Source organism: Salinimicrobium maris (assembly GCF_049680855.1).
In the GTDB taxonomy this organism is placed as follows: domain Bacteria; phylum Bacteroidota; class Bacteroidia; order Flavobacteriales; family Flavobacteriaceae; genus Salinimicrobium.
Window position 1 is genome coordinate 247171 of sequence record NZ_JBMPGS010000002.1, and the last position, 24117, is coordinate 271287.

Below are 24117 nucleotides of genomic sequence, written 5' to 3' on the forward strand. Positions count from 1 at the left end.
TGAACAATATTTAGCAATACAAAGCGAGGAATACCTTTCAAAAATGACATTTTTGACTATCGATTAAAAACAAAGTTTATTGATTAATCTATGGCTCTTTGAGGTCAAAGTATCAGTAACTTATGAACAAAAAAAAATACATTACTAAGGAATCCGTCGAAGAAGCAACTTCAATCATTTTTTATATTGTGGTTGGTTGGATTTGGCCTATCAATTTTGTGGTTAACCAATTTCTTCAGCGAATTAATCTTTAAGAAACAGCACCTCTTGATTTATATCCTCCTGATTTTTACATCCTGGAGAATGATAAAAATATTCAGAGCATATTTACGGAGTAAAGCCAAATCAAATTGATTAAAGCTGCAGCTAAAAAAGATGATTTTAAAGCTAATTTATGAAACATCTGATTTTTCAGTGAAAACTCGTAAAACTTAAAAGAACATACAGATGAAAAAAATATACTTCGACAATATGAAAAATTGGATTTGGATTTCCATTTTAATCCTTGGCCTCGTTCTTATTCTAACAGGAACTTTTAAAGTTTTTGATTTTGAGAATCCTAAACTAAACGATTATATAAGTGCCAGCGGATTTTTACTTCAAGTGACTTATTTCACACGGATATTTTGGTTTAAGAATTATTTTCAATGGAATAGAAGGGGAGCGTATATCCGGGTTAATTCCTTTATAGGTAAAACATTGAAATTTGATGATATTAAAGCTACGGAAATGAACGAAGGAAAATTCACAATAACGAAAGTTGATGGTAAAATGGTAACTTTTAAATTAAATGAAATAGCAGAATCTGATTCTCAAAAAATGAATGAGATCATTGTCAAAAATACCATTACCAGCAGGATATAGGATATGGGATATAAATGATATCTAGAATACTTAAACAATTAATTAAAACCGGCCGCGAGATTAGTCTAAATCATTGAAAATAATTGTGATTGGCCCATCACACACAACATTGTAATTTAATAAAAAGACCTGCCATGAAAAAGATCTTTGCATCTACAATATTAGTTGGAACGCTATTCATTTCCTGTTCCAAAGATGATGACAATTCGCCTAACGAATTCACCTGCGACTCTTTAGCTGAAGTTATTGAAGAGGAAGATTTCAGTGAAATTAATACATCTAATTACACTTTAAATGAAATTCAACTAAGTGGGAATTGTTTAGAAGTAACCGTCAGTTCAAGCGGTTGCGACCCCACACCTTGGGAAATGCATTTATACAGTGTAAATGCTTTTTATACAGCTGACCCTTATGCGAGAGCCGTTAAAATAGAACTGATAAATAACCAAGCTTGTTTAGCTGTTTTTCAAAAGACCATTTCTTTTGAATTAACACCCTTTCAACTTGATGGACAAGACGAATTATTGCTAAACATAGAAGGTTGGGACCAAAGAATAATATATGAATATTGAATTAACAAATTAAAAAATAAACTACGGGAATCCCGGTAAAAAATCATTTTAAACTTGAAAATTTTCATCCAAATACTCATCTTAATTTGTCCGTTGCTGGCCTGGAATCAACATGTCTATGATTCACCGGTTACACAAACCTGGCCGTCAATTTTTAAATCAAATTATCAGGAGATCAAAAGGACGATAGCTATTGAGGAAAATGCAATTATTTTGAGTACTGAAAATTCTAAAGGAAAAGAATTTGAAATTCTATATATCAGGAAAATTGAACGTTCCAATGAGGAAATCATATACAAATGCAGAACATCAGGTAATAAAGATGCGACGGTTATAATTCCTGCTGTTGGAACGGTAAATCGGATTGACCTGTACAAAGCTTCCGCAAAGACCGGAGAAGAAATCCAGTACAGATTTCATATCTTCTAAGTAAATTCACCTCCGTATATTTGAACTATAATTTATATTATGTAAAATAGAAAATTTTGGATCCTGCACAGCTAGCAAGAAATTTGACCTTTTAAAAAGATCCCAATAAACCCCTTTTTTGAAAATCACCTTTTCCCTCTCGAATTTTTGAAAATACGCTATTGAAATATTTTCTAGACCAGGGTTAACCGTAAACTCTTTCCATATTAATAAGCTTCCCCAAAATTACTATTTTTTCTCACTCTGGGTTCTTTCTCTTATTTCTCCCTGATAATTGATGGACTGTCGTTGCGAACTTGTAACCGAAGTACGCGCTTTACCATTTGGATATAAAGTCACTGTAAAATTCAAATCTTCATTTCCCTGGTCTCCTCCAAAATTCAATAAAAGCCTGTTCTCATTTTGTCCTTTTACAACTTCAAGATCTTCGGCTACACCTTTAAATTTAATTCCGCCTTCTGTACCGTATCCTCCGCCACTGTGACGTACTCCAAAATAAGGTAAGAAAACATTCACACTATCTCCTTCAAAACGGATATAATTGGGATTACCAATAAGATTAATGTTGCCGCCGCTCAAAGGGTAAGCCCATTCATTCTGAATTTCGAATTGTCTACTTTCAACAAGATTCCGAAGTTGATCCATCTTCTCTACATCTTCGCTGTTCTTTGTACTTCCGCAGGAAACCGCCGTAAAAAACATTAGGATCATGAGCATTAGCGTATTCCAGCGGTTATAATTCAGCAGTGAATTTGATGCTCTAAAATGTCTCATAAGTTCTATTTAATTGTTATCCTCTACATCATCAATTTTTAAACCAGAATACTTTCTTATGTTCTTTTTCTGAAAAAGAAAACCCTTAAAAAATGTCATTTTCCAAGGGTTTTCTACGGAGCTTTTGCTAATAATTATTTTATTTGTTTACGCTCGTTTCCGGTAACTGTATTTTCACTCACTGAATTTACTTCTTCATTACTCAGCTGTTCCTTGAATTCATTAATAATTCCTCCTTTTAAAAGGATTTGGATCTGCCGGTCACTTAGAGAATGTTTGGTCTCAAATTCTACTGCTTTTGCTCCTTTCTCGGCCTTCTGAACCTTGACTCTGATATTCTTTCGGTTTCTGATATCTTCAGTAAGGTTGGTAAAACTCACCACATCCCCCTGCTCTATTTTATCGTAATCTTCAATATTAATGAAGTCTAGCGGGAGAATGCCGAAATTAACCAGGTTCTGCCAAGCGATTCTCGCATAAGAATTAGCGATTACGGCAACCTGTCCCAGGTATTTTGGTGCCAGTGCGGCGTGTTCCCGGCTGGACCCCTGTGCATAATTGTCTTTGGCTACCACGATATGGCCTCCAAAATCTTTTTTTGCCTGCTGCGCACGATCGTAAAAAGAATCATCAATTACAGAATAGGAAAACTTACTGATTTCTGGTAAATTACTTCTGAAAGGCAATACTTCTGCCCCTGCCCGCAGGATTTCATCTGTAGATATGTTATCGCCCATTTTAAGCAAAACAGGAACATCATAAGAATCTTGTAAAGGATCTATTGTAGGTAAAGTTTTAATATTAGGCCCTTTTTTAAGCTCCACGTTTTCATTGTCTTCCGGAGGCGCAACCAGCATCATCGTATTGATCAATTCCTTCTCGGGATACTCGTACTTCGGATATTTCATATCGTACAACTTCTCAAGGTCCCTAGGATCTGTAATTTTTCCTGTTAATGCGGAAGCGGCTGCAGTCTCAGGGCTACACAAATGTACGCGGTCATCTTCTGTACCCGAACGACTTGGAAAGTTTCGTGGCATCGTTCTCAGACTAATTGTATCTGAAGCCGGTGCCTGCCCCATGCCTATACAGCCCATACATCCTGACTGGTGGAACCTCGCTCCTGCTGCTATAAGTTTTTCAAAGCCTTTATTAGCGATAAGATTCTGAATGACCTGCCGTGAAGTTGGGTTTATATCAAAAGAAACTTCTTCCTTGGTGGACTTTCCATCTACAATAGCACCTGCCACCCAGAAATCACGCACCCCTGGATTTGCGGAAGAACCTATCACCACCTGTCCAATTTCCTGTCCTGCAACTTCACTTACAGGAACTACATTCCCCGGACTTGTAGGCAGAGCGATTAAAGGTACAAGATCATCAAGAATAATTTCGTCCTCAAGATCATAGGTACAACCTTCATCAGGAAGCAATTCTATCCAATCCTCTTCCCTATGCTGGGATCTTAAATATTTTTTGGTTTCCTCATCACTCGGGAAAACGGTTGTGGTAGCTCCAAGCTCTGCACCCATGTTGGCTATAACATGCCTGTCCATGGCACTAAGTTCTTTTAGCCCTTCACCATAATATTCTATTACTTTACCAACGCCACCTTTTACATCATAGCGTCTCAGCATTTCCAGGATCACATCTTTCGCGCTGACCCAATCCGGCATCTTCCCGGTTAGCTTCACTCCCATTACTTGCGGCATTTTCACAAAATAAGGTTGTCCTGCAATGGCTGCGGCAACGTCCAGTCCTCCTGTTCCAATGGCCAGCATTCCCAGGGAACCTGCAGAAGGCGTATGACTGTCTGAGCCTACCATAGTTTTTCCCGGTTTCCCAAACCTTTCCATATGTACCGGGTGACTTACCCCATTACCGGGACGGCTATACCATATTCCGAATCTTTGTGATGCCGAGAGTAAAAAAGCATGATCATCGGCATTTTTAAAATCGGTTTGCAAAAGGTTATGATCTACGTATTGCACGGCAACTTCAGTCTTTGCTCTATCCAGTCCCATGGCTTCCAGTTCCAGCTGTACCAGCGTACCGGTAGCATCCTGAAGTAAGGCCTGGTCTATTTTAATTCCAATCTCTTTACCTGGAGTCATTTCCCCTTTGATAAGATGGTCTTTAATTAATTTTTGCGTGACATTTAATTTTGACATAGTTGGTATGTTTTCTCTTCAAATTAAAAATTTTACAGGGATTAGTTGATGGGTTTAACAATATCTTAAACGTTGATGCAGCAGAAAACCTGTATTTTAAAATTTAGAAAAGATTTTCAAATTTAAGACAGCACAACAGCGTATGAATTCATTTTTAAAAAAGGCACTTTTTGGAGGAGTTTTTGCCGCTCTTCTCGTGGGCGTAGGAACTTATATTATTGGATTAGTGACGGGATCTGAAGCCATGCACCTTTTTTCCACGACGCTCTCAAGGTTTAAAACACTTTGTAATACCGTCATACTTTCTTCATCAACCATTCTTGCATTGATGCTTACTCTTTTAAGTCTTAGCCGCTCCGCAAATACAAAACTAAATCACGAACACTATCACCGTGTACTTACTCTTGCAAAGTTGGTAAGTATTCTTATTGTAGTTGCCGTGATGGCGCTGCTGTTACTTAATCTTCCTGTAGATGAAAATTCGCAGGTCCCAGATTCGTGGTACAGGATAATATACTATCTCAGCCTTGCGCTTGCCGCAATTATTGGCGGCGGATTTGTTGCTGTAATTTCAATGCTTTATAGTACCATCGCAAACGTAATTCTTATTGTAGGGTACAATAAGGAAGATCATCCTTTGGTGCAAAGAAGCGAAGACAGGAAACAAAGTGAACAGCAGAATAAGGAAAATACTCAACGGGAATAAATTCCCGCGATCAAATTATTCTTCAGCAACTATGCTACGATGATTTATATGTTGCAGATAAATTTCTGCTGAACAAGCCTTTCAAATGTCATTTTAGAATACCTGTAAACCCTTCTGAAACAAAAATACCTGAAGCAAAGCTCCAGGTATTTTTCTAAATATTGTTACAATCCTATAAATTTGGATTTCCGCCGCCGGGATAATCTGTAGAACCCAGTCGCAGAATGATATCTTTTTGCTGACCTTCAGAAAGATTAAAACCGGGTTTCCCTTTATACGGAAAGAAGAAACTGAATTCTCCCATATATGATCTCCAGCTTTCCGCCAGGCTAAACTTTTTATTTTCACTTTTTATTTCCGGAAGTCGGAATCCTTCCTTGTCAGAATCATAATATGCACCCTCGGCTGAACATCCAGAAAAGACCATTCCTTCATTAATTTCACTATGAATTACAACCGCTTCACCTGAAACTGCTGGGAAATCCCGAACTGAAATTGAAAAATGCCCAAAAATCTTGTTCTTGTCATTGATGTCCTTCACTTCAAAATCAGAATTTTTATTGTTGATAGGATGCGTAAAAATTGGCGCGCCGCCTGCATCTTCAGAAACCGTTTTAAGAGGTGCGTAAGTGTTGTCAAGTGCTGCCTTATGTGTCACAAGAATAGCTTTGATTTTATAACCTTCTTCCACGAGATGTTTCACTCCTTTTTGTGCTCCTTTCCCCACTGTATCAATGAGGATCATATCCTGCCGGTTTAAATGCCTAATAGCATATCCCTGGCTTCCGTCCTCCATTTTTATAACAAAAGTATCGGGAACAAGGTTCACAAACTTTCCGGTTTCGGTTTGCTTAATAAATTCAGCTGATTCTCGGTTTATAACCTCTTTCTTATCTACGGTCTTCATTTAAATCTGTTTTTGAGTTCAATTTAAATATACAATCACAGCAAAATCCTTCCAAAGCTTTTAGGAGTGTTTAACGGGTATTTAGGAGTTCGTTAACGCCAGCGAAAAAGCAGCGTATGAACCGTGGCCACTAAAGGAAAATGAGGTAGAAAGTTCTTGATCATGAAGTGTCAAAAAGGGGATTCCGAAGCCATTTTTTTGAAGCTGAATATTTCCTGCCGTAGCCCCTGAATTTTCAGAAACTAACTTTAGAAATGTTTGCTTCATCTCTTCTGAAGAAGCTTTAAAAATGCCATTTTTAAATGCTGTTTCATATCTATTTACAGCCGTGGTATGAATTGCTTCCAGAGTAATTCTGGAAGTAGTAAAATAAGATTTACCTTCAATTTTTACCTCTCCCGAAGCTTGCTCTTCAGAAAATTCCGAAAGTCTGCATTCCAAAATCTTCCAGTTTAGCCTTCTGTCAAGCTCAAAATGCCTCTGATGTGCCTTATAAGCAGCTTCTTTCATGCTCCATAAAAGCCAGACAGCCACGGTAGGCTTTTCTGTGTTCCAGATAAGTTCCTGCTCTGCTTCCAAAAAGACTTTTTGCTGCCATCCTTTCCGCTTCCAATTGCTTTGAATTGCCGCAAGCTGCAGGTCCACCACATCATTGCCAATCATGCTCCTGCCCTTTTCTCTTTGATGATTGCAACCGCATCTTTTACCGTTAACATATTGTCCATAGAATCATTGTCTATGGCAATATCAAATTCATCCTCCACATCGAGCACGATATCCACCAGGTTGGCCGAATTGATTTCCAGATCCTTCAAAAAATCTGTTTTTAAATTAAAATCCTGAAAAGCAGGTTCGTTCTGAACGTAAGGAGATACGATCTTTTTAAGGCAGTGCATTATTTCATTTGTTTCCATTGGCTGATGTAATTTGTTCAACTTAAATGTATTTCTAAAATAAGGTTTTTAATTGTTCATTTCTTTCTCTAAACAGATCTAAAAAGAACGACAGCATTGACATCTCCAAATCCAAAACTTGCTTTGGCAATTGTGGTAAGTTTAAGCTCCTGCGTCTTTTCCGGAACTTTTCTTCGCCCAATGAGTTTTAGAATTTGTGGATGAAGATCTTCAGAATTTATATTTCCAAAGAAAAACGCCTTTTTCAGCTGCAGCAGACTTGCCACACATTCAATACTTCCGGCCGCGCTCAGGCAATGTCCTGTCATTCCCTTTAGAGAATTAATAAGCGGAAAATTTTCTCCTTTTCTTCCTAACGCCTGACTCCAGTTTTCAATTTCTGTTGGGTCCATAGCCGTTGCCGTTAGATGTCCGTTTATTCCATCTATTTCTTCCGGCTTTATACCGGTTTCCTGCAGCGCTTTTTTTATGCAGCGCTGTACGGCTTTTGAATTTGGTGCGGTCATGCTTCCGCCGCCGGTTTGTCCGCCGCTGTTGATATGGCCGCCCAAAACTTCAGCATAAATTTTAGCGCCTCTTTCCTGGGCACTTTCCATATCTTCCAAAAGCAGTGCTCCTGCCCCACTACCGGGTACAAATCCGGTGGCTGACTCGCTCATGGGCCGCGAAGCATCTTCTGGTTTATCGTTGTACTTGTGCGGCAGAATCCTCATGGCATCAAATCCGCCCCAGATGTATGGGCCTGAATCTCCGCAACTTCCCGCCAGCATTCTTTTTGCCTTGCCCGATTTGATACGGTCGTAAGCCATTAAAACAGCTTCTGTTCCCGTAGAACATGCCGATGAATTGGTGGTCACTTGGTTTCCGCAGCCAAGAATCGTGTTGAGATAGGTGCTGACTCCGCTGGCCATGGTTTGCAGAACGCTTGTACTGCCAAGTCTACGGGTCTTTCCCGCATCAATTAGATGTATGGCTTCCCGAAATTTATCTGCACCCAAAAGCCCGGTGCCAAAAATAATTCCGCTGTCAAAATCTGGTTCTTCAGGATTCTTAAGAGGTAAACCGGCATCTTTCCAGGCGTCTGTTCCGGCAATGGTGCCGTAGACGATTCCGCTGCAGTTAAGTCCGCGGAGCTGTAATGGTGAAAAATACTGCTCCAGCATTTCCTGTGGAATTTCAGGTTCCCCGGCAATCTGGCAGCTAAAATTAAGTTCCTTCAGCTTTTCTTGAAACTTGATTCCACTTTTTCCGGTACGAATGGCCTGTTCGAAATTTTCCAAACCCACGCCATTTGGCGCAGCAACTCCCATTCCCGTGATAACAACTCTTTTACTCATCTTCCTTGATCATTCCTGAAATTTCTCCTCTGCAGACCAATTTTTCTGCTGCATTGAACATTTTGACTTTGCACTTCAATTTGTTGAACCTGAAAAATTGCTTTTCTGACACCACTTTTACCTCTTCCCCGGGATACACCGGAAGATAAAAATCCACATCGGTTTTTGTCATCGCAACTTTTCCCGACTCACTAAACTTCCCAGCCATCAGGTAAATTCCGAGGGAAACCACTCCAATTTGTGCCATACATTCTGTAAGGATGACTCCCGGTGTAACTGGAAAATTCTTAAAATGTCCTTCGTAAAAAAAGGAATCCTGTGGAAAAAAATAGGTGCCCGTTATACCATTTTCAGAAACTTCTTTTAATTCATCAACAAACAGGAAAGGTTTGGAATGAGGTAAAAGTGAAATAATTTCAGAAGAATTCATTTTTTGGGCACTGCACATCAGTTTCTAATTTTTCCTGCTGAACTTGATTATTATTATTATTATTATTATTATTTTATATGTTCTCCTCCATTTACGGGAATGATTGCGCCGGTAATCCAACTGGCTTCGTCTTTACTTAAAAGATACACCACATTTCCAACGTCTGCCGGAGTTGTTAATCTCTTAAACGGATTACGTTTTACCGCATGCTCATGAAGCGTCTCGTAGCCCGGAATCATTTGAAATGAACGCGTAAAAGTCATTCCTGCCTGAATGCAATTCGCCCGTATACCTTTGGGAGCAAACTCCAAAGCCATGCTTCTCGTAATCGCCTCTAACGCCACTTTCGAGGCCGAAACTGCTGCATAATTTTTCCATGCTTTAGAATTCCCTTCGCTTGTAAAAGATAGAATTCGCGCATCTTTGGCAAATAGGCCTGCGTTAAAAAGAATCTTGGACCAATCATAGAGTGTGATGGCCATGGCATCTATGGTTTGATGAAAATCATCATTTTGCAAAGTGGATTCTGCGCCAAACATGGGCTTTAAATTCCCTTTTGCGATACTGTGCAGCAGGGTTCTTAGTTTCCCCTTTTCACCAAGAATGGTTGTGATCTCTGCGACCATTTCTTCCCGGCGTTCCTTTCTTGTAGCATCTACATTGAAGGTACGCAGCTCCACTTCATGCTTTCTTATTTCTTCAAAAGATTCTTTGATTTCAGCCATGTTCTCCCTGCGGTCGCGATGAATGACAATAATATTCATGCCATGAGCAGCAAGCTTCTTCGCCGAGGCTAATCCCAATCCGCTGCTCCCTCCCAGGATAAGTGCCCAGTAATTCTTATTTTCAAAATCCTTTACCATTGTAACAATACTCTTTGTGCAGAAAATCCGGGGCCAAAGCTTAGCATAAGCCCCTGCTCCCCTTTTTCTACCGGTTTATCAAAAAATCTTTCCAGTACATAAAGAACGGTCGCACTGCTCATATTCCCGTACAACCTCAAAACTTCTTTAGTTTCATCTATATTCTTCCCTAAGTTACCAAAAAGATTTTCAACCGTTTGCACAATTTTCTTTCCGCCGGGGTGAAAAATGAAATGATCTACCTGCTCAATATTACTGTTATGTTCTTCAAGAAAGGGATGAATAATTCGTGGAAAGTGATCTGAAATATTCTGAGGAACTTTAGGGTCCAGGATCATTTTAAGTCCGCTGTCCACAAGATCAAAACCCATCATGTGGGTCGCATCATAAAAATGGTACATTCCTTCGCCTAGAATTTCAGGTCCTGTGGCTTCTTCTTCCGAAGAAAGCAATGCACAGGCCGCTCCATCTCCAAAAATTGCAGCACTTACCATGTTTGCCATAGAAAAATCATCTAACTGAAGCGTAGCCGTGGGACTTTCAACCGCAATCACCGCTGCCCTCTTTCCCGGATTAGATTTCAGAAAATTCCTGGCATAAATAATACCTGAAATTCCTGCGGCGCATCCCATCTCTGTCACGGGAAGACGTACCACGTCCTGTTTCAGTTTTAGTTCATTTATGAGGTAGGCATCCAGCGACGGGATCATGATCCCGGTGCAGCTCACAGTAATGATATAATCAATAGATTCGGCTTTCCAGGAGGCTTTTTCAAGTGCTTTCTGCAGCACCTTTTTCCCCAGTTTTTTAGCTTCGCGGGCATAGATCCTGTTCTTTTGTTCAAAAGAAGTAGCGGTAAAAACTTCCAAAGGTTCCATGATGGAATATCTTTTATCTACGGCAGCTCCTTCAAATATCTTGATGACCTTGCGCCTAAAACGCTCTTCCTGCCCACTAAGCCAGGTTTCCACAAAAGGAATAACCTGTGTAGTTTCCTTCGAATACTGCGGAAGTTGTTTCGCGACTGTCGTTATTTTTACACTCATAGGTTTTGCTAAGCTATTTAGGTTGAGGCTTTATAAGAATCCACTGGTACCGAAAAGCCCATTTCCAGCGAATTTTTTGATGTTTTACCATCAGGTCTTCAGAAAATTTCTCCAGATCTCGTTTCCTGAAACCTCTTAAAATAGAAGTAAGTCCATCTTCACGGGCAATCGGGTTATTAATAAAAACCGCGCAAAAAGCCTGAAAAAGGTAATATGCGGTCCTGCTTCGCTGCAAGTCATTAATTACAATTCCCAAATTTGCAGAGTTCAGGAATACTTCCAGAAGGTGCTTTATCCTTACATCTTCAAAATGGTGCAGTGTTAGCGTGCACAACACAATATCGTATTTTTTTTCTGCAAAAGATGTAGAGAAAATGTTAAGGGCTTCAAACTTTATTTCAGGATAATCCTGGGAAAGATCTTCCGCTATTTCAATGGCATAAGGATTTGCATCAATTCCTAAAAGCTCCAGGTTAAGATTGTTTTTTCTTCCGTAGTTGGCGATTTCCCTAAGAATAGTACCATTCCCACAACCCACATCTACTATTTTTACAGGAGCTTGAGGTTTAGTTTGCGAAATGATCTTTTTAATACCTTCAATCGTGATCTTGTTTCCACCAAGCCATTTATTGACCTTGTCGAGATCCTTGAGGGTTTTGGCAAGTTCAGGACCTTTAAGCTCAAAGTCATCCATGACTTCACTCTCACGAGTGCGGTATTTCGTGTTTACCAGTTTCATAAGATTAAATTTCCGTGGGTTCTTTGAATAAGATGGGGCAGCAAAAATGGCATTTTTGACACCACAGTTTGTGAAACTTCTGCAAGCGAGGGATTAAGTAATATCTTTTGAAGAAATTTCCCGGTGCGCAACCTGCTACTAAAGGTTTGATGCCATTTTTGGGCATATTCTTTTTCCATTTCTTTTCGATCAATGTTGATTTTAGCCAGGTGCTTTAGAACAGTTTCCGAAGCCAGTTTCGCACTATGTATAGCCATGGCCATTCCATTCCCGCACAGCGGATGCAGTAATCCTGCGGCGTCGCCCATCATTAGGATATGATCTTTAATTATTTCCTTTTTACTGAAAGAAATCTGTGCTATGGTCAATGGTTTTTTAAACAGAGGTTTTGCATCTTCAAAAAAAGCATCCAATAATGGGTTTTTCCGAAGCACTTTTTCCTTGAATACTTCAGGATCCTTGTATTCTTTAAAACTTTCAAAAGTGGCCAGATAGCACACGTTTACAGCGCCTGTTTCTGTTTTTGAAAGTCCGCAATAGCCGCCATTGAAATTATGGAGCCCAACAATGTTTTCAGGAAAATCTGGGGAATCATAATGTGCTTTGACAGCCAGCCACGGCGCTTGTGCACCAAAAAATGGCCTCTCCAGCTTCTTATCCAAGAGCGATCTTTTCCCAAAAGCTCCCAGCACAATTTCCGACGCATAATGATTTCCCGGCGAAGTGCTAAGGTTCATTTTGTCTCCGGAATAATGCACAGAAATGACATTTTCGGGTACTATATGTACCCCACATTTTTTGGCCTCCTGAAAAAGATAATGATCAAAAGAAAATCGGCTCAAACCTAATCCTCCCAGGGGCAATTCTGTTTCAGTCATTTTACCTTGCGCGGTACTAAACTGGAGACGGGAAATTTCCACAGGTTCGAGGTGTTCCAACGAAAGTCCGAGTGCTGCAAAATAAGGCTTTATCTCGCGAGAGACATACTCACCACAGACTTTATGATGCGGAAAATTCTCTTTTTCAAAAAGTCTCACTGAAATGCCCTTTTTGGCCAGGTGAATAGCAGCAGTTAAACCTGCCAGACCTCCTCCCACAATGATCACGGTTTTTTCTTTCAATATTTTTGGGCTTTAGCAATAAAAAAACCCGGAAGAACACCCGGGTTTTCACACTTAAAGCCTGAGAGACTAGTTTTGTGCCTGTCTCTCGGCCTCCTCGATTAATTCCTCATTTGCAACAATGGCAAGTTCCACTCTCCTGTTTTTAGATCTTCCTTCGACAGTAGAGTTGTCATATTTAGGCTGACTTTCACCATACCATTTGGTTTCTATTCTTCCCTTGGAAATTCCACCTTCATTTACCAGGTAATTTGTTACCGCCTGTGCTCTATTTTTTGAAAGCGTTAGGTTGTAAGCGTCACCACCAGTACTATCTGTATGTCCTTCTACCAAAATATTGGTGTCTGGATATTCCTGTAGAATATTTGCAAGGGAATTCAATGCCTGCTCAGATTGTTGGTTGATATTATATCTTTCGGTATCAAAATACACACCGCTGGTTTCATCAAAAGTGACGTTTATTCCTTCTCCTACACGTTCCACTTCGGCACCAGGAATTTCCTGTTCAATTTGCTGAGCCTGCTTGTCCATTCGGTTACCAATATATGCACCGGCAGCACCACCAACAACACCACCTATAATGGCACCAAGGGCAGTATTCCCGTCACCAACATTGTTTCCAACCACACCGCCAATTACTGCTCCTCCCGAAGCTCCAATGACGGTTCCTTTTTGTTTATTGTTTGCATTTCTAGTCGCATCACAACCTACTAATAGGATTGCTGCAAAAAGTACCGCGAACATTTTGTTTGCTATTGTTTTCATTTTCTCTTTCTTTTTTCTTTTTATTCTTTATTAAAATTCATTCTAATAGTAAAGGGCTCTCCTTCAAACCTCACTGTATGTTCCCATACCATTTGATTGCCTGTTAATGTAATAAGATCAATTCGATAACCTTCATTTCCTCGTGTAGATTCATGTTCCTCATTCGTGGGCTTCAGCATGAAGTCATAATTACCTGTTTCTTTATTCACTTCATTAATGGACCAAATAAAGAACCTGGTATCTGAATTACACTGCGTTTTTATGGGAACATAAGAGCCAGTGTTGTTATTAGAAATAAAATTCCACTGGCTGCCTTCTAGGCAAGTTGCAGAAGTATCATCAAAAAGTTGCACATTAAAATCTCCCGTGCTTCCGGGATAGGTGATACTGGTAAGAAGCCAGTCACCCTTAAATGTTTTTCTGGCTTCCCTAACTTTTCCTGAGCCACAGGAGGCCAGGAACAGAATAGCGACCAGAACACTTAGAATTTTCTTCATTTTAGGGCATTTTAGGGGTTAAAAAATCCGGTAAAAGCATGATTTTTATCACCATGCAAACACCGGATTATTTTTTTTTGAAATTATCTTCTGAATAATCTACTTATAAGTGCGATCACAAGAAGAACAAGGAATATATAAAAAATGATCTTCGCTATGTCTGCAGCACCTTCAGCAATTCCACCGAAGCCGAAAATGGCTGCTACTAAAGCAATAATTAAAAAGATAATGATTAAACGTATCATGCTTAAAGATTTTAATTGATTAGTTAATCTAAATTACATTTCGCATTCCCGGCCAACAAAACATTATTAATATTTTAACAGGATAAACCTAAAGAAATTATAAAAAACTAAAATTTATTAAAAATAATTCTCAATAAGCTAACAATTCCATTAAAGCAGATCTAAATCTTTCTTTTGGAAGGTATTGGTTTTCGAGGGATGTATTAAATGGAATGGGCGTTTCAAGGCTCCCCACTCTTTTTACCGGTGCATCCAAAAATTGGAAACAATCATCGGCAATCAACGCAGCAATGTCTGATGCTATTCCTCCAAAAAGACTATCCTCCTGTAGGATGATTACTTTCCCTGTTTTTTTTACCGAATCAAAAATCGCCTCCTTATCCAGCGGTTGCAATGTTCTTAGATCCAGCAAATTTGCATTAATCTGGCTGTTCTCTTCCAGCACTTCCATTGCCCAATGAACACCCGCGCCGTAACTAATGATAGTTACATCTTTTCCTTCTTTTAAAACTGCGGCTTTTCCAAAAGGAAGCGTATAATAACCGGAAGGCACCTCTTGTCTCACACTTCGGTATAAAGCCTTATGTTCGAAAAACAGCACAGGATTAGGATCATTAATTGCTGTATTCAGCAAACCTTTGGCGTCATAAGGAAAAGCGGGATAAATGACTTTCAAGCCAGGTGTTTTTGTAAACCAGGCTTCATTCGTCTGGCTGTGAAAAGGCCCGGCTCCAACTCCGCCGCCACAGGGCATTCTTATAACCACATCAGCATTTTGATTCCATCGATAATGTACTTTTGCAAGGTAATTTACAATAGGATTAAAACCTGAAGCCACAAAATCTGAAAATTGCATTTCAACGACCGCCTTCATGCCTTTTATGGATAATCCCATTGCAGCTTCCACAATACCCGATTCACAAATAGGCGTATTCCGCACTCTTGCCCTGCCAAATTTTTCCACAAAGCCTTCTGTAATTTTAAAGACGCCTCCGTACTCGGCAATGTCCTGTCCCATAATTACCAGGTTGTCGTGGCGCTCCATGGACTGTCTTAAGCCTTGAGAAACAGCATCAATAAAACGGATGTTTTCATTTTTAGAATTATGGTTAACCTCTTGGTAATCAAAACATTCAAAAATGTCATTTAACTCAGTAGTTTCATCAGCTTCAATGGGAGGTTCATCAGAGGCTTTTTGCAGGTGCGCATCAATTTCAGCTTTTATTTCCTGCTTTAAATTTTCATCCTCCTTTGAAGTTATAATACTTTCAGAAAGAAGATATCTGCGAAAGTTATCTATAGGATCTTTTTTCGCCCATTCCTCCATAAGCTCATTCGGCACATACTTGGTACCGCTTGCTTCTTCGTGACCACGCATTCTAAAGGTCTTAAATTCCACCAGTACAGGCCGGGGATTTTCTCTCATGTCACGGGCAAGGGAAGAAACTTTTTGAAAAACTTCCACGATGTTATTTCCATCTATAATGTGACCTTCCATACCGTAGCCTTTGGCGCGATCTGCAAGATGTTCACAATTGAACTGTTCCGAAACAGGCGTGGAAAGTCCGTAGCCATTATTTTCTATACAGAACAACACCGGCAGTTGCCAAACGGAAGCGATGTTTAAGGCTTCATGAAAATCTCCTTCACTGGTGCCGCCCTCACCGGTAAAAACAGCAGTAATATTCTTTTCATTTTTCAGTTTATGGGCCAAGGCAATTCCATTGGCAACCCCCAATTGAGGTCCTAAATGTGAGATCATCCCAACGATCTTGAATTTTTGGGTTCCGAAGTGAAAACTGCGATCTCTTCCCTTAGTAAATCCTGCTGCTTTGCCCTGCCACTGGGAAAAAAGCCGATATAAAGGGATATTTCTTCCCGTAAAGACACCCAGGTTCCTGTGCATGGGAAGTATATATTCATCTTCCTGCATTGCTGCCGTAACTCCAACGGCAATGGCTTCCTGGCCTATTCCACTAAACCATTTTGAGATCCTTCCCTGCCTAAGTAGGATAAGCATTTTTTCCTCTATTAATCTTGGCTTTAGCATGGCGCGGTAAAGATTTTTCAGCTCTCCTGGATTCAATTCCGTAGGTTGGAAGCTGAGCGCCTGATCCTGAGATATTCTCATTTGCATATGACTCATTTGTTTCTCAAATGTACTTAAAATTAGAGCTTTCTTTACTAAGAAAAGTATAAACAGCCTTTCACTCCATGGAATTTATTTAACTTTGTGATGATAATTACATTTATTCATCTTATGGAAATGAAGAATATTCCCAGCGTGGACCTGGCCGATTTTTTGTCAGACGATCCACAACGTAAACAGAAATTTGTAAACGAAATAGGCAAGGCCTATGAGGAAATAGGTTTTGTGGCTTTAAAAAATCACTTTTTGAGCGAAAACCTTGTAGATGAACTATACAAGGAAGTAAAAGCATTTTTCGACCTGCCACTGGAAACTAAAAAGAAATATGAAATTGAAGGACTTGCAGGACAACGCGGTTATATATCCTTCGGAAAAGAGCATGCGAAAGGTAAAAAAGAAGGAGATTTAAAGGAATTTTGGCATTTTGGGCAGGAGCCTTCTGAAGATGCAAATTTAACCGAAGAATATCCTGAAAATGTAAAGGTAGAAGAGCTGAAGGATTTCAATCACGTAGGAATGGAAGCCTACCGCATGCTTGAGAAGACAGGAATTTTCGTATTACGTGCACTGGCACTTTACATTGGTGTTGATGAACATTATTTTGATCATTGGGCAAGCAACGGAAACAGTATTTTGCGTCCTATCCACTACCCTCCTATCACCGAAGAACCTAAAGGGGCCGTACGCGCCGGGGCGCATGGAGATATTAATCTTATCACTCTTTTAATGGGTGCTTCCACCGGCGGCTTGCAGGTACTTCGAAAAGACGGGGAATGGATTGACGCTATTCCAAATGAAGATGAATTGGTGATCAATGTAGGAGATATGCTGGAAAGGCATACGAACAATAAATTGCGTTCCACCATACACCGTGTGATCAACCCTCCCAAAGAGGAATGGTCAAAACCAAGATATTCTATTCCATTTTTCATGCACCCAAGAAGCGAAATGCCGTTGAACTGTATGGAAGAATGTATTGATGAAAACAATCCAAAAGCATATCCAGATATCACTGCTGGTGAATTTCTACACCAGCGACTGATAGAAATTGGCTTGAAAAAATAAATCATCATGGCTAAGAAGAAAATGGGACTTGAAGATTTGGGCGGATTTGTTTTCTCAACTGATGAAGATTTTGATCTCGATCAGGATTCTGGAGAGCAACAGGAAACCCCAGCACCTTCTAACCAGTATCTTGAAGCCCATTACAGCTCAAAAGGCAGAGCGGGCAAAACCGTTACCGTTATAACCGGCTTTGTGGGAACCGAAGATGATCTTAATTCTCTGGGAAAGCAATTGAAGAAGAAATGTGGAGTTGGCGGCTCGGTAAAGGATGGAGAAATTCTCATCCAGGGAGATGTAAGAGATAAAATAATGACTTTTTTAAAGAAAAAAGGTTATAATGTAAAACGTGTTGGAGGCTAATCTTCAACACGTTTTCTTATGATGTGCCATGGAAGAAAAGAAGTTACTACATATCACGAATGGTGATGACCTTACAGATAAACTTCAGGAATTACATATTCCAGGTGATGTCATTGTTTGGAGAGAGATGCTTTGTGAAGGGCCTACAGTACAGGAAGTTGGTAACGAGGATTTCTTAAAAATCAGGAAAAATTTTCTATGGGAAAATTATAAAATATCAAAAAAAGAATACCAGGAGAAATTTATTGATGAACTTGACAAACTGGCCGCAATCAATGGCTACGATGAAGTAATTCTATGGTTTGAGTTTGATTTGTTCTCTCATATGAACATGCTGGCGGTAATCAGTTTTTTAAAACAAAAGCGAAAAAATAATCCGCTATACCTTGTTTGCAGTGGAAGACTAAAAGGAGATCATGAACTTGCTCCCTTGTCTGAACTTTCTATTAAACAGTTACAACGGCACTACGATTGCAAAATTCATCTTACAGAAGATGATCTTCATATGGCCGAGCTTATTTGGGACCTCTATTGCAGCAAGAATCCTAAACGTTTAAAAGCAAAGATCAAAAAAACATCCAATTTTGAATATTTGTCCAGCTGCATTCGGGCGCATATTGAACGTTTCCCAAATGTAAAATCGGGTCTCAATTCATTGGAGATAAATGTCCTGAAACTCATTCAAAATCACCAAATAATTTCTTTACATCACCTGCTGGGTTATGCCTTGAAGTACCAGGGATATTATGGTTATGGTGATATACAAATGCAAAGGGTAATAGAAAAGTTAAATCCTTTTTATGCTGAAAATGGCAGCGAGGTAAAGCTAAACGAGGCCGGGCTACAGGCTATTTCCGCTTCTAAAAATTATTACCAGGATCTTAAAGATAATGATCATTATGGCGGAGTGGCGAAATATGATTTTTTATATGACCCCGATTCCCACAACCTACTAAAATTATAATATGAATAGCTTAGCAGCTTCAGAATTAATTCTGAATCAAGACGGCAGTATTTATCATCTCAATTTACTTCCAGAAAATTTAGCCGATACCATTATCCTGGTCGGCGACCCCGAAAGAGTTGAAAAAGTAACCCGATACTTTGATAAAGTAGATGTAATAATCCGCAAGCGGGAATTTCATACCCAAACCGGCTTTTATAAAGGAAAACGCATTAGCGTAGTATCTACGGGAATTGGTACAGACAATATAGATATTGTACTCAATGAACTTGACGCGCTTGTAAATATTAATTTTAAAGAACGAAAGATCAAAGAAGAGCAGACAAGTCTTGAAATTGTAAGAATTGGGACTTCGGGTTCCATTCAGCCCGAAATCCCTGTAGATGCCTTTCTCTTAAGTGAACTGGCTGTAGGCTTTGACTCTCTGCTACACTTTTATAAAAGTGAAGAGTTCCAGCTTCTGGATTTTAACCAGGCAATTAAAGAGCACCTTCAACTAAGTAAAGAGAAAAGTAGCCCTTATGTCGTTCCCTGCGATGAAGACCTTTCAAAAATGTTGTTTTCATCGAACCTTTTTAAAGGGTTTACAGGAACGAACGAAGGTTTTTATGGACCACAGGGAAGGGTGCTTCGCCTGGCACTCCAGGACAAAGATTTAAATGATAAACTAGCCAGTTTCTCTTTTAAGGGTAAGAAAGTGACCAATCTCGAGATGGAAACATCAGCCATTTATGGACTTTCTGCACTTTTAGGGCATCGTGCCGTCTCCATGAATGCTATTATTGCGAATCGCGCCACCGGGACTTTTAGTCAGGACCCAGCAAATACCATTGATAAGCTTATTCAATATACACTCGACAAGCTCTCATCCTAAGGCTTCATTTAACACAAAATTAGATTAGGGAGTACACCATCTTTGTATTTTTGACTAAATAGTAATCTATGTTAAAGCCTGAAGAAATACGACTAAGGCATCGTGATTTAAATTGGTTAAGTTTTAATGGCAGAGTTTTACAAGAAGCGAAAGACAAGCGCAACCCGCTTTTTGAAAGAATAAAATTTCTTGCTATTTTTTCTATGAACCTTGATGAGTATTTTAGGGTTCGGGTTTCGCAGTTGCGACAAATGAAGAGGATAAAAAAAAGCCTACGGAAGCAACTGGCCTTAAAACCAAACAAAAAAGTAAAGGAAATTCTTCAGAAAGTCGGGCTTCAGCAGCAGGAATTCGGGCGCATTTTTTATGAAGAAATTATTCCGGAGCTTGAAGAAAACGAGATTTTCCTGGTAAGTTATCGGGATTTTAGCTCTTCAGAAAAGAAGTTCGCAAAAGCTTATTTTGAGAAAGCTTCCTGCCATGTGAAATCCAAACTCATTTCCTTTACAGAAGATGACCACCTGTTTCTTGAGAATAATGTGCTTTACCTTCTTGTGACATTTGAAAATACAGAAGATTTTGGAATCATTAATCTACCTGTAGATGAATGTGGCCGGTTTATTACACTTAAAACAGAAAATGGAAAGAACAGATTAACTTTTTTAGATGATCTCGTAAAATCCCAGATTCCTGATATTTTTTCTAAACAGGAAATAAAAGGAATTTATGAAATTAAACTATCCCGGGACGCCGAACTGTATATTGATGATGAACTGGAAGGAGCTTTGGCTGAAAAGATCTATGAATCCCTGGAGCAGCGAACAGAGGGTCAGCCAACCCGTTTGCTCTATGATTCTCAAATGCCTCCCGAGGATCAAAAGAAACTTAGAAACCTTCTCAATCTTGGAAAAATAGATATGATGCCGGGCGGAGAATATCACAATTTTAGTGACTTCTTTTCTTTTCCAGATCCCACGAAAAAACCCGAATTACATTTCGAACCTTTGCCACCGGTCAAACACAAGGTTTTGGAACATTCTGGCAATTATTTTGAGGCTATTGCCAAAAAGGACCTCGCGCTTCATTTTCCATACATGTCTTTCGATTATGTGGAAAGGTTTATAGAACAAGCAGCTTCCGACGCTCAGGTTGAATCGATCAAAATTTCGATTTACAGGGTCGCCGATGAATCAGATTTAACGACCACTCTTTTAAAGGCTCTCAAAAATGGCAAAAAACTCACTGTTTTTATCGAAGCCAAAGCCCGTTTTGATGAGAAGAATAACATAGACTGGGGAAGGAAGTTTGAAGATGCAGGTGCCAAAGTGATCTACAGTTACCCAAAAATTAAGGTGCATTCTAAAATCCTTCTAGTTACCAGGAAAGAAGGAGAACGGCTTCAGGAATACGCTTATGTTGGCACGGGCAATTTTAACAGCAAAACCTCCAAGATTTATTGTGACCACGCGATTTTTACAGCACGAGACACAGTTACCAGGGAACTTTCGCGGGTATTTAATGTTTTGGAAGGTGAATTAATTATTCCGCGGGCAAAAAATCTTCTCATCTCGCCATTTTCTACGCGAAAGGCTTTTAGTGATATGATCGTTCGGGAAACGGAAAATGCCCAACAGGGCAAGAAAGCAGGAATTACGGCAAAAATGAACAGTCTCGAGGACAGGGAAATTATCGAATTGTTATACAAGGCCAGCAACGCCGGAGTGAAAATAAGATTGCTCGTAAGAGGATTCACCTGTCTCGTTCCCGGTATTGAAGGATTGAGTGAGAATATTTACATTACCAGTATTGTAGACCGCTATTTGGAACATGGCAGAATTTACATTTTTGAGAACGACGGAAATCCTGAGATCTACTTTGGAAGCGCCGATTGGATGACACGTAACCTTGACCGAAGAATTGAAGTAATCACACCTGTTTATGACCAGGATATAGCAGCAGAATTTACAGATATTCTGCAGATACAACTTCAGGACAATGTAAAAGCCAGGATTCAGGATGCTTCTGAAAAAAATGAATATGTTCCTGTAAGTTCCGGAGCGAAAAAAATTCGGTCGCAATATGCCATTTATGAATACCTGAAAGAAAAATACGAGAAATGAAAAAATTAAAAATGGGTGGTGTCCCCGAACATTTTAATCTTCCGTGGCACCTGGCAATAGAGAACGAAGACTTTAAGAATGCGGAACTTGAAGTTTCATGGAAAGATTTTCCTGACGGCACCGGCGCAATGTGCAAGGCGCTTAGGAATAACGAAATTGACGTTGCCGTAATTTTAACCGAAGGAATTATCAAGGATATTATTGCGGGAAACCCAGCAAAAATTGTACAGGAGTACATAGGAAGTCCGCTTATTTGGGGAATTCATGTAGCATCAGGATCTGAATTCAAAAAAATTGAAGATCTTAAAAATGCTAAAGTTGCGATAAGTAGATATGGCTCCGGTTCTCACTTAATGGCTTATGTAAATGCAAAACGCCTGGGATGGAACCCGGCAGAGCTCGAATTTGAAGTGGTAGGCGATATTGATGGAGCAATAAATGCGTTAAAAGATGGAAAAGCAGGTTATTTTATGTGGGAGCATTTTACCACAAAACCTTTGGTGGACAACGGCACCTTCCGCAGACTCGGCGACTGCCCTACCCCATGGTCTTGTTTTGTCATTGCGGTGCGGAAAGAAGTATTACAAAATAATTCGCAAGCTGTAAATAATATGCTGGAAGTTCTTAATAAAACTAGTAAAGATTTCAGGAACATTCCGGGTATCCATAAACAGCTCTCCAAAAGATATGAGCAGCAGGAACAAGATATTGCCGAATGGTTAAAAATTACCCGCTGGAGCAGTGAGATGATTTCTGCAGAAGAATTACAACGTGTACAGGAGCAACTTTTTGAACTCGACCTAATTCCTCAAAAAGTGAATAATTCCGCTCTTATACATCAATTTTAGAAAAACCTATTTCACATTAAAATCGTAAAAAATGACGAAGATTTACTTTAGTTTATTATGCTTATTGTTTGCTTCAGGCGTGTTCGCCCAGCAAACCGATTATTATGAAGAACCAACAGCACGAGAAACCGCGCAAAATGAGTTAAGTGCAAACGCTTTTAACGTGTTGGTTTTTGGAGCCCTCGATCTAGGTTATGAGCGAATTCTTTCAGACCATAATTCAATTTCCGTAGACCTGTTTACCAAACTTCTCAATAAAAATGAGGGAGAGGATTTTGATCTTTCTGAAGCATATGCGAAAGATTTTTCTCTAACTACCAGATTCAAATTTTTCTTTAACGAGGATTATAGCGCCTGGGGTTTCTATGCTGAAGGTTTCGCAATGCTTTCTAGCGGTGAGAATAAGAAAAAAGTAGAATTGACAGATACTGAAGGCGAAACCTATACCGAAGAAAGGTATCTTGATTACACAGACTTTGCTATTGGTGTTGGCGCAGGATACAAATATGCTGCAAAACAGGGTTTTGTGATTGATCTCTCCTTTGGCCTTGGAAGAAATCTTTTTCATAAAGACTCACCAGATCTTGTCATTCTTCCTGCCGTAAATGTGGGCTACAGGTTTTAAAAATGAGGTTTTAGAATCATTTTTTTTACCACTCTATTGGTTCTTTCCCATGAGAAAGAAGGTATTCATTGGTTTTGCTAAAATGCCTGTTCCCAAACCAGTGGCCTCTGTTAGCCGCTAAAGGAGAAGGATGCCCACAGGTAAGCACCAAATGTTTTGAGGTGTCCACTTTTGCGCCTTTCTTTTTGGCAGGCCCGCCCCACAATAAAAAAACCAGTCCTTCCTTTCCATCAGATAATTTTTGAATCACAGCATCCGTAAATTTCTCCCAGCCCTTCTTTTGATGTGATCCTGCCTGCCCAGCTCTAACCGTTAGCGTGGCGTTCAGCATTAAAACGCCCTGCTCTGCCCAACGCTCCAGGTTGCCTGTTTTTGGAATTGGTTTCCCAATATCTTCCTTTATTTCTTTAAAAATATTTACCAGCGATGGCGGCACTTTAACCTGTGGCTGTACAGAGAAGCATAACCCATGAGCCTGCCCGTAACCGTGGTATGGATCTTGCCCAATAATTATCACTTTTGTTTTATCAAATGGAGAGAGATCAAATGCATTAAAAATATTTGAAGCCTTTGGAAAGCATTCTGTAGTTGCATATTCCTTCTTTACAAACTTTACAAGCTCCTTAAAATAGGGCTTTTCAAATTCATCATTTAACTTTATTTTCCAATTCGATTCAATAGAGACCTCCATAATAATATTTAAATTTGCTGCACCCCAAAAGTAGGGAAAAT

Annotated in this window: 27 protein-coding genes; 11 read left to right on the forward strand and 16 right to left on the reverse strand. The window is 39.6% G+C overall.

Annotation, left to right across the window (positions count from 1 at the left end):
• Window positions 1-447: 447 nt before the first annotated feature.
• The 3 genes from ACOV1Q_RS06655 (at window position 448) to ACOV1Q_RS06665 (ending at window position 1865) form a co-directional block, all read left to right on the forward strand.
• Window positions 448-864: a hypothetical protein gene (locus ACOV1Q_RS06655; RefSeq protein WP_424493614.1), complete on the forward strand. Its 417-nt coding sequence runs from the start codon at window positions 448-450 to the stop codon at window positions 862-864.
• A gap of 134 nt (window positions 865-998) precedes the next feature.
• Window positions 999-1436 carry a hypothetical protein gene (locus ACOV1Q_RS06660; RefSeq protein ID WP_424493615.1) on the forward strand — a complete coding sequence of 146 codons (438 nt, stop codon included), beginning with the start codon at window positions 999-1001 and terminating at the stop codon, window positions 1434-1436.
• Window positions 1437-1490: 54 nt separating this feature from the next.
• Window positions 1491-1865 carry a hypothetical protein gene (locus ACOV1Q_RS06665; RefSeq protein ID WP_424493616.1) on the forward strand — a complete coding sequence of 125 codons (375 nt, stop codon included), beginning with the start codon at window positions 1491-1493 and terminating at the stop codon, window positions 1863-1865.
• Between the two features lie 228 nt (window positions 1866-2093).
• Here ACOV1Q_RS06665 and ACOV1Q_RS06670 read toward each other — a convergent pair whose 3' ends face one another.
• Window positions 2094-2639, reverse strand: a complete 546-nt coding sequence (locus ACOV1Q_RS06670) for a DUF4251 domain-containing protein (RefSeq protein ID WP_424493617.1) — start codon at window positions 2637-2639, stop codon at window positions 2094-2096.
• Window positions 2640-2773: 134 nt separating this feature from the next.
• Complete coding sequence (locus ACOV1Q_RS06675) at window positions 2774-4810, reverse strand: aconitate hydratase (protein WP_424493618.1); 2037 nt, start codon at window positions 4808-4810, stop codon at window positions 2774-2776.
• A gap of 142 nt (window positions 4811-4952) precedes the next feature.
• Between ACOV1Q_RS06675 and ACOV1Q_RS06680 the strand changes: the two genes are divergently transcribed.
• Entirely contained in the window at window positions 4953-5516 is a 564-nt protein-coding gene (locus tag ACOV1Q_RS06680) for a hypothetical protein (RefSeq protein WP_424493619.1), read from the forward strand.
• A 172-nt stretch (window positions 5517-5688) separates the two neighbouring features.
• Here ACOV1Q_RS06680 and ACOV1Q_RS06685 read toward each other — a convergent pair whose 3' ends face one another.
• The 13 genes from ACOV1Q_RS06685 to ACOV1Q_RS06745 all read right to left on the reverse strand — a co-directional run bounded on the left by ACOV1Q_RS06685 (window position 5689) and on the right by ACOV1Q_RS06745 (window position 16511).
• Window positions 5689-6423, reverse strand: coding sequence for an MBL fold metallo-hydrolase (locus ACOV1Q_RS06685; RefSeq protein WP_424493620.1), 735 nt, complete (start codon window positions 6421-6423; stop codon window positions 5689-5691).
• Between the two features lie 81 nt (window positions 6424-6504).
• On the reverse strand, window positions 6505-7086 hold the full coding sequence (locus ACOV1Q_RS06690; RefSeq protein WP_424493621.1) for a 4'-phosphopantetheinyl transferase family protein: 582 nt from the start codon (window positions 7084-7086) through the stop codon (window positions 6505-6507).
• A complete protein-coding gene (locus tag ACOV1Q_RS06695) occupies window positions 7083-7337 on the reverse strand; it encodes an acyl carrier protein (RefSeq protein WP_424493622.1) in 255 nt (84 codons plus the stop codon). Before ACOV1Q_RS06695 ends, ACOV1Q_RS06690 begins: the two co-directional genes overlap by 4 nt.
• A gap of 68 nt (window positions 7338-7405) precedes the next feature.
• Window positions 7406-8674: a beta-ketoacyl-[acyl-carrier-protein] synthase family protein gene (locus ACOV1Q_RS06700; RefSeq protein WP_424493623.1), complete on the reverse strand. Its 1269-nt coding sequence runs from the start codon at window positions 8672-8674 to the stop codon at window positions 7406-7408.
• Complete coding sequence (locus tag ACOV1Q_RS06705) at window positions 8667-9104, reverse strand: 3-hydroxyacyl-ACP dehydratase FabZ family protein (protein WP_424493624.1); 438 nt, start codon at window positions 9102-9104, stop codon at window positions 8667-8669. The genes ACOV1Q_RS06700 and ACOV1Q_RS06705 overlap by 8 nt, the downstream gene beginning before the upstream one ends.
• 68 nt (window positions 9105-9172) lie before the next feature.
• The gene (locus ACOV1Q_RS06710) at window positions 9173-9967 is read right to left on the reverse strand and encodes an enoyl-ACP reductase FabI (RefSeq protein ID WP_424493625.1); all 795 of its coding nucleotides are present in this window, start codon (window positions 9965-9967) and stop codon (window positions 9173-9175) included.
• A complete protein-coding gene (locus ACOV1Q_RS06715; RefSeq protein ID WP_424493626.1) occupies window positions 9961-11013 on the reverse strand; it encodes a type III polyketide synthase in 1053 nt (350 codons plus the stop codon). The genes ACOV1Q_RS06710 and ACOV1Q_RS06715 overlap by 7 nt, the downstream gene beginning before the upstream one ends.
• A gap of 13 nt (window positions 11014-11026) precedes the next feature.
• On the reverse strand, window positions 11027-11752 hold the full coding sequence (locus tag ACOV1Q_RS06720; RefSeq protein WP_424493627.1) for a methyltransferase domain-containing protein: 726 nt from the start codon (window positions 11750-11752) through the stop codon (window positions 11027-11029).
• Window positions 11749-12873 carry an NAD(P)/FAD-dependent oxidoreductase gene (locus ACOV1Q_RS06725; protein ID WP_424493628.1) on the reverse strand — a complete coding sequence of 375 codons (1125 nt, stop codon included), beginning with the start codon at window positions 12871-12873 and terminating at the stop codon, window positions 11749-11751. The genes ACOV1Q_RS06720 and ACOV1Q_RS06725 overlap by 4 nt, the downstream gene beginning before the upstream one ends.
• Before the next feature lie 69 nt (window positions 12874-12942).
• Window positions 12943-13638 (reverse strand): YiaD family glycine zipper/OmpA-like lipoprotein, encoded by a 696-nt coding sequence (locus ACOV1Q_RS06730; RefSeq protein WP_424493629.1) that lies wholly within the window; start codon window positions 13636-13638, stop codon window positions 12943-12945.
• A gap of 20 nt (window positions 13639-13658) precedes the next feature.
• A complete protein-coding gene (locus ACOV1Q_RS06735) occupies window positions 13659-14135 on the reverse strand; it encodes a membrane lipoprotein lipid attachment site-containing protein (RefSeq protein ID WP_424493630.1) in 477 nt (158 codons plus the stop codon).
• A gap of 83 nt (window positions 14136-14218) precedes the next feature.
• Complete coding sequence (locus tag ACOV1Q_RS06740) at window positions 14219-14380, reverse strand: DUF1328 domain-containing protein (protein WP_424493631.1); 162 nt, start codon at window positions 14378-14380, stop codon at window positions 14219-14221.
• Window positions 14381-14510: 130 nt separating this feature from the next.
• Window positions 14511-16511, reverse strand: a complete 2001-nt coding sequence (locus ACOV1Q_RS06745; RefSeq protein WP_424493632.1) for an alpha-ketoacid dehydrogenase subunit alpha/beta — start codon at window positions 16509-16511, stop codon at window positions 14511-14513.
• Window positions 16512-16646: 135 nt separating this feature from the next.
• Between ACOV1Q_RS06745 and ACOV1Q_RS06750 the strand changes: the two genes are divergently transcribed.
• The 7 genes from ACOV1Q_RS06750 to ACOV1Q_RS06780 all read left to right on the forward strand — a co-directional run bounded on the left by ACOV1Q_RS06750 (window position 16647) and on the right by ACOV1Q_RS06780 (window position 23385).
• Window positions 16647-17594, forward strand: a complete 948-nt coding sequence (locus ACOV1Q_RS06750) for an isopenicillin N synthase family dioxygenase (protein ID WP_424494310.1) — start codon at window positions 16647-16649, stop codon at window positions 17592-17594.
• A 6-nt stretch (window positions 17595-17600) separates the two neighbouring features.
• Window positions 17601-17954 carry a translation initiation factor gene (locus ACOV1Q_RS06755; RefSeq protein ID WP_424493633.1) on the forward strand — a complete coding sequence of 118 codons (354 nt, stop codon included), beginning with the start codon at window positions 17601-17603 and terminating at the stop codon, window positions 17952-17954.
• A gap of 28 nt (window positions 17955-17982) precedes the next feature.
• Complete coding sequence (locus ACOV1Q_RS06760; RefSeq protein WP_424493634.1) at window positions 17983-18918, forward strand: DUF1835 domain-containing protein; 936 nt, start codon at window positions 17983-17985, stop codon at window positions 18916-18918.
• Window position 18919: 1 nt separating this feature from the next.
• Window positions 18920-19792: a nucleoside phosphorylase gene (locus ACOV1Q_RS06765; protein ID WP_424493635.1), complete on the forward strand. Its 873-nt coding sequence runs from the start codon at window positions 18920-18922 to the stop codon at window positions 19790-19792.
• Between the two features lie 68 nt (window positions 19793-19860).
• Entirely contained in the window at window positions 19861-21912 is a 2052-nt protein-coding gene (gene ppk1 / locus ACOV1Q_RS06770; protein WP_424493636.1) for a polyphosphate kinase 1, read from the forward strand.
• Window positions 21909-22760, forward strand: coding sequence for a substrate-binding domain-containing protein (locus tag ACOV1Q_RS06775; protein ID WP_424493637.1), 852 nt, complete (start codon window positions 21909-21911; stop codon window positions 22758-22760). Before ppk1 ends, ACOV1Q_RS06775 begins: the two co-directional genes overlap by 4 nt.
• Window positions 22761-22791: 31 nt before the next feature.
• Window positions 22792-23385, forward strand: coding sequence for a hypothetical protein (locus tag ACOV1Q_RS06780; RefSeq protein WP_424493638.1), 594 nt, complete (start codon window positions 22792-22794; stop codon window positions 23383-23385).
• Window positions 23386-23410: 25 nt separating this feature from the next.
• On the opposite strand, the gene ung is transcribed toward ACOV1Q_RS06780, so the two are convergent.
• On the reverse strand, window positions 23411-24076 hold the full coding sequence (gene ung, locus ACOV1Q_RS06785; protein ID WP_424493639.1) for a uracil-DNA glycosylase: 666 nt from the start codon (window positions 24074-24076) through the stop codon (window positions 23411-23413).
• Window positions 24077-24117 lie beyond the last annotated feature (41 nt).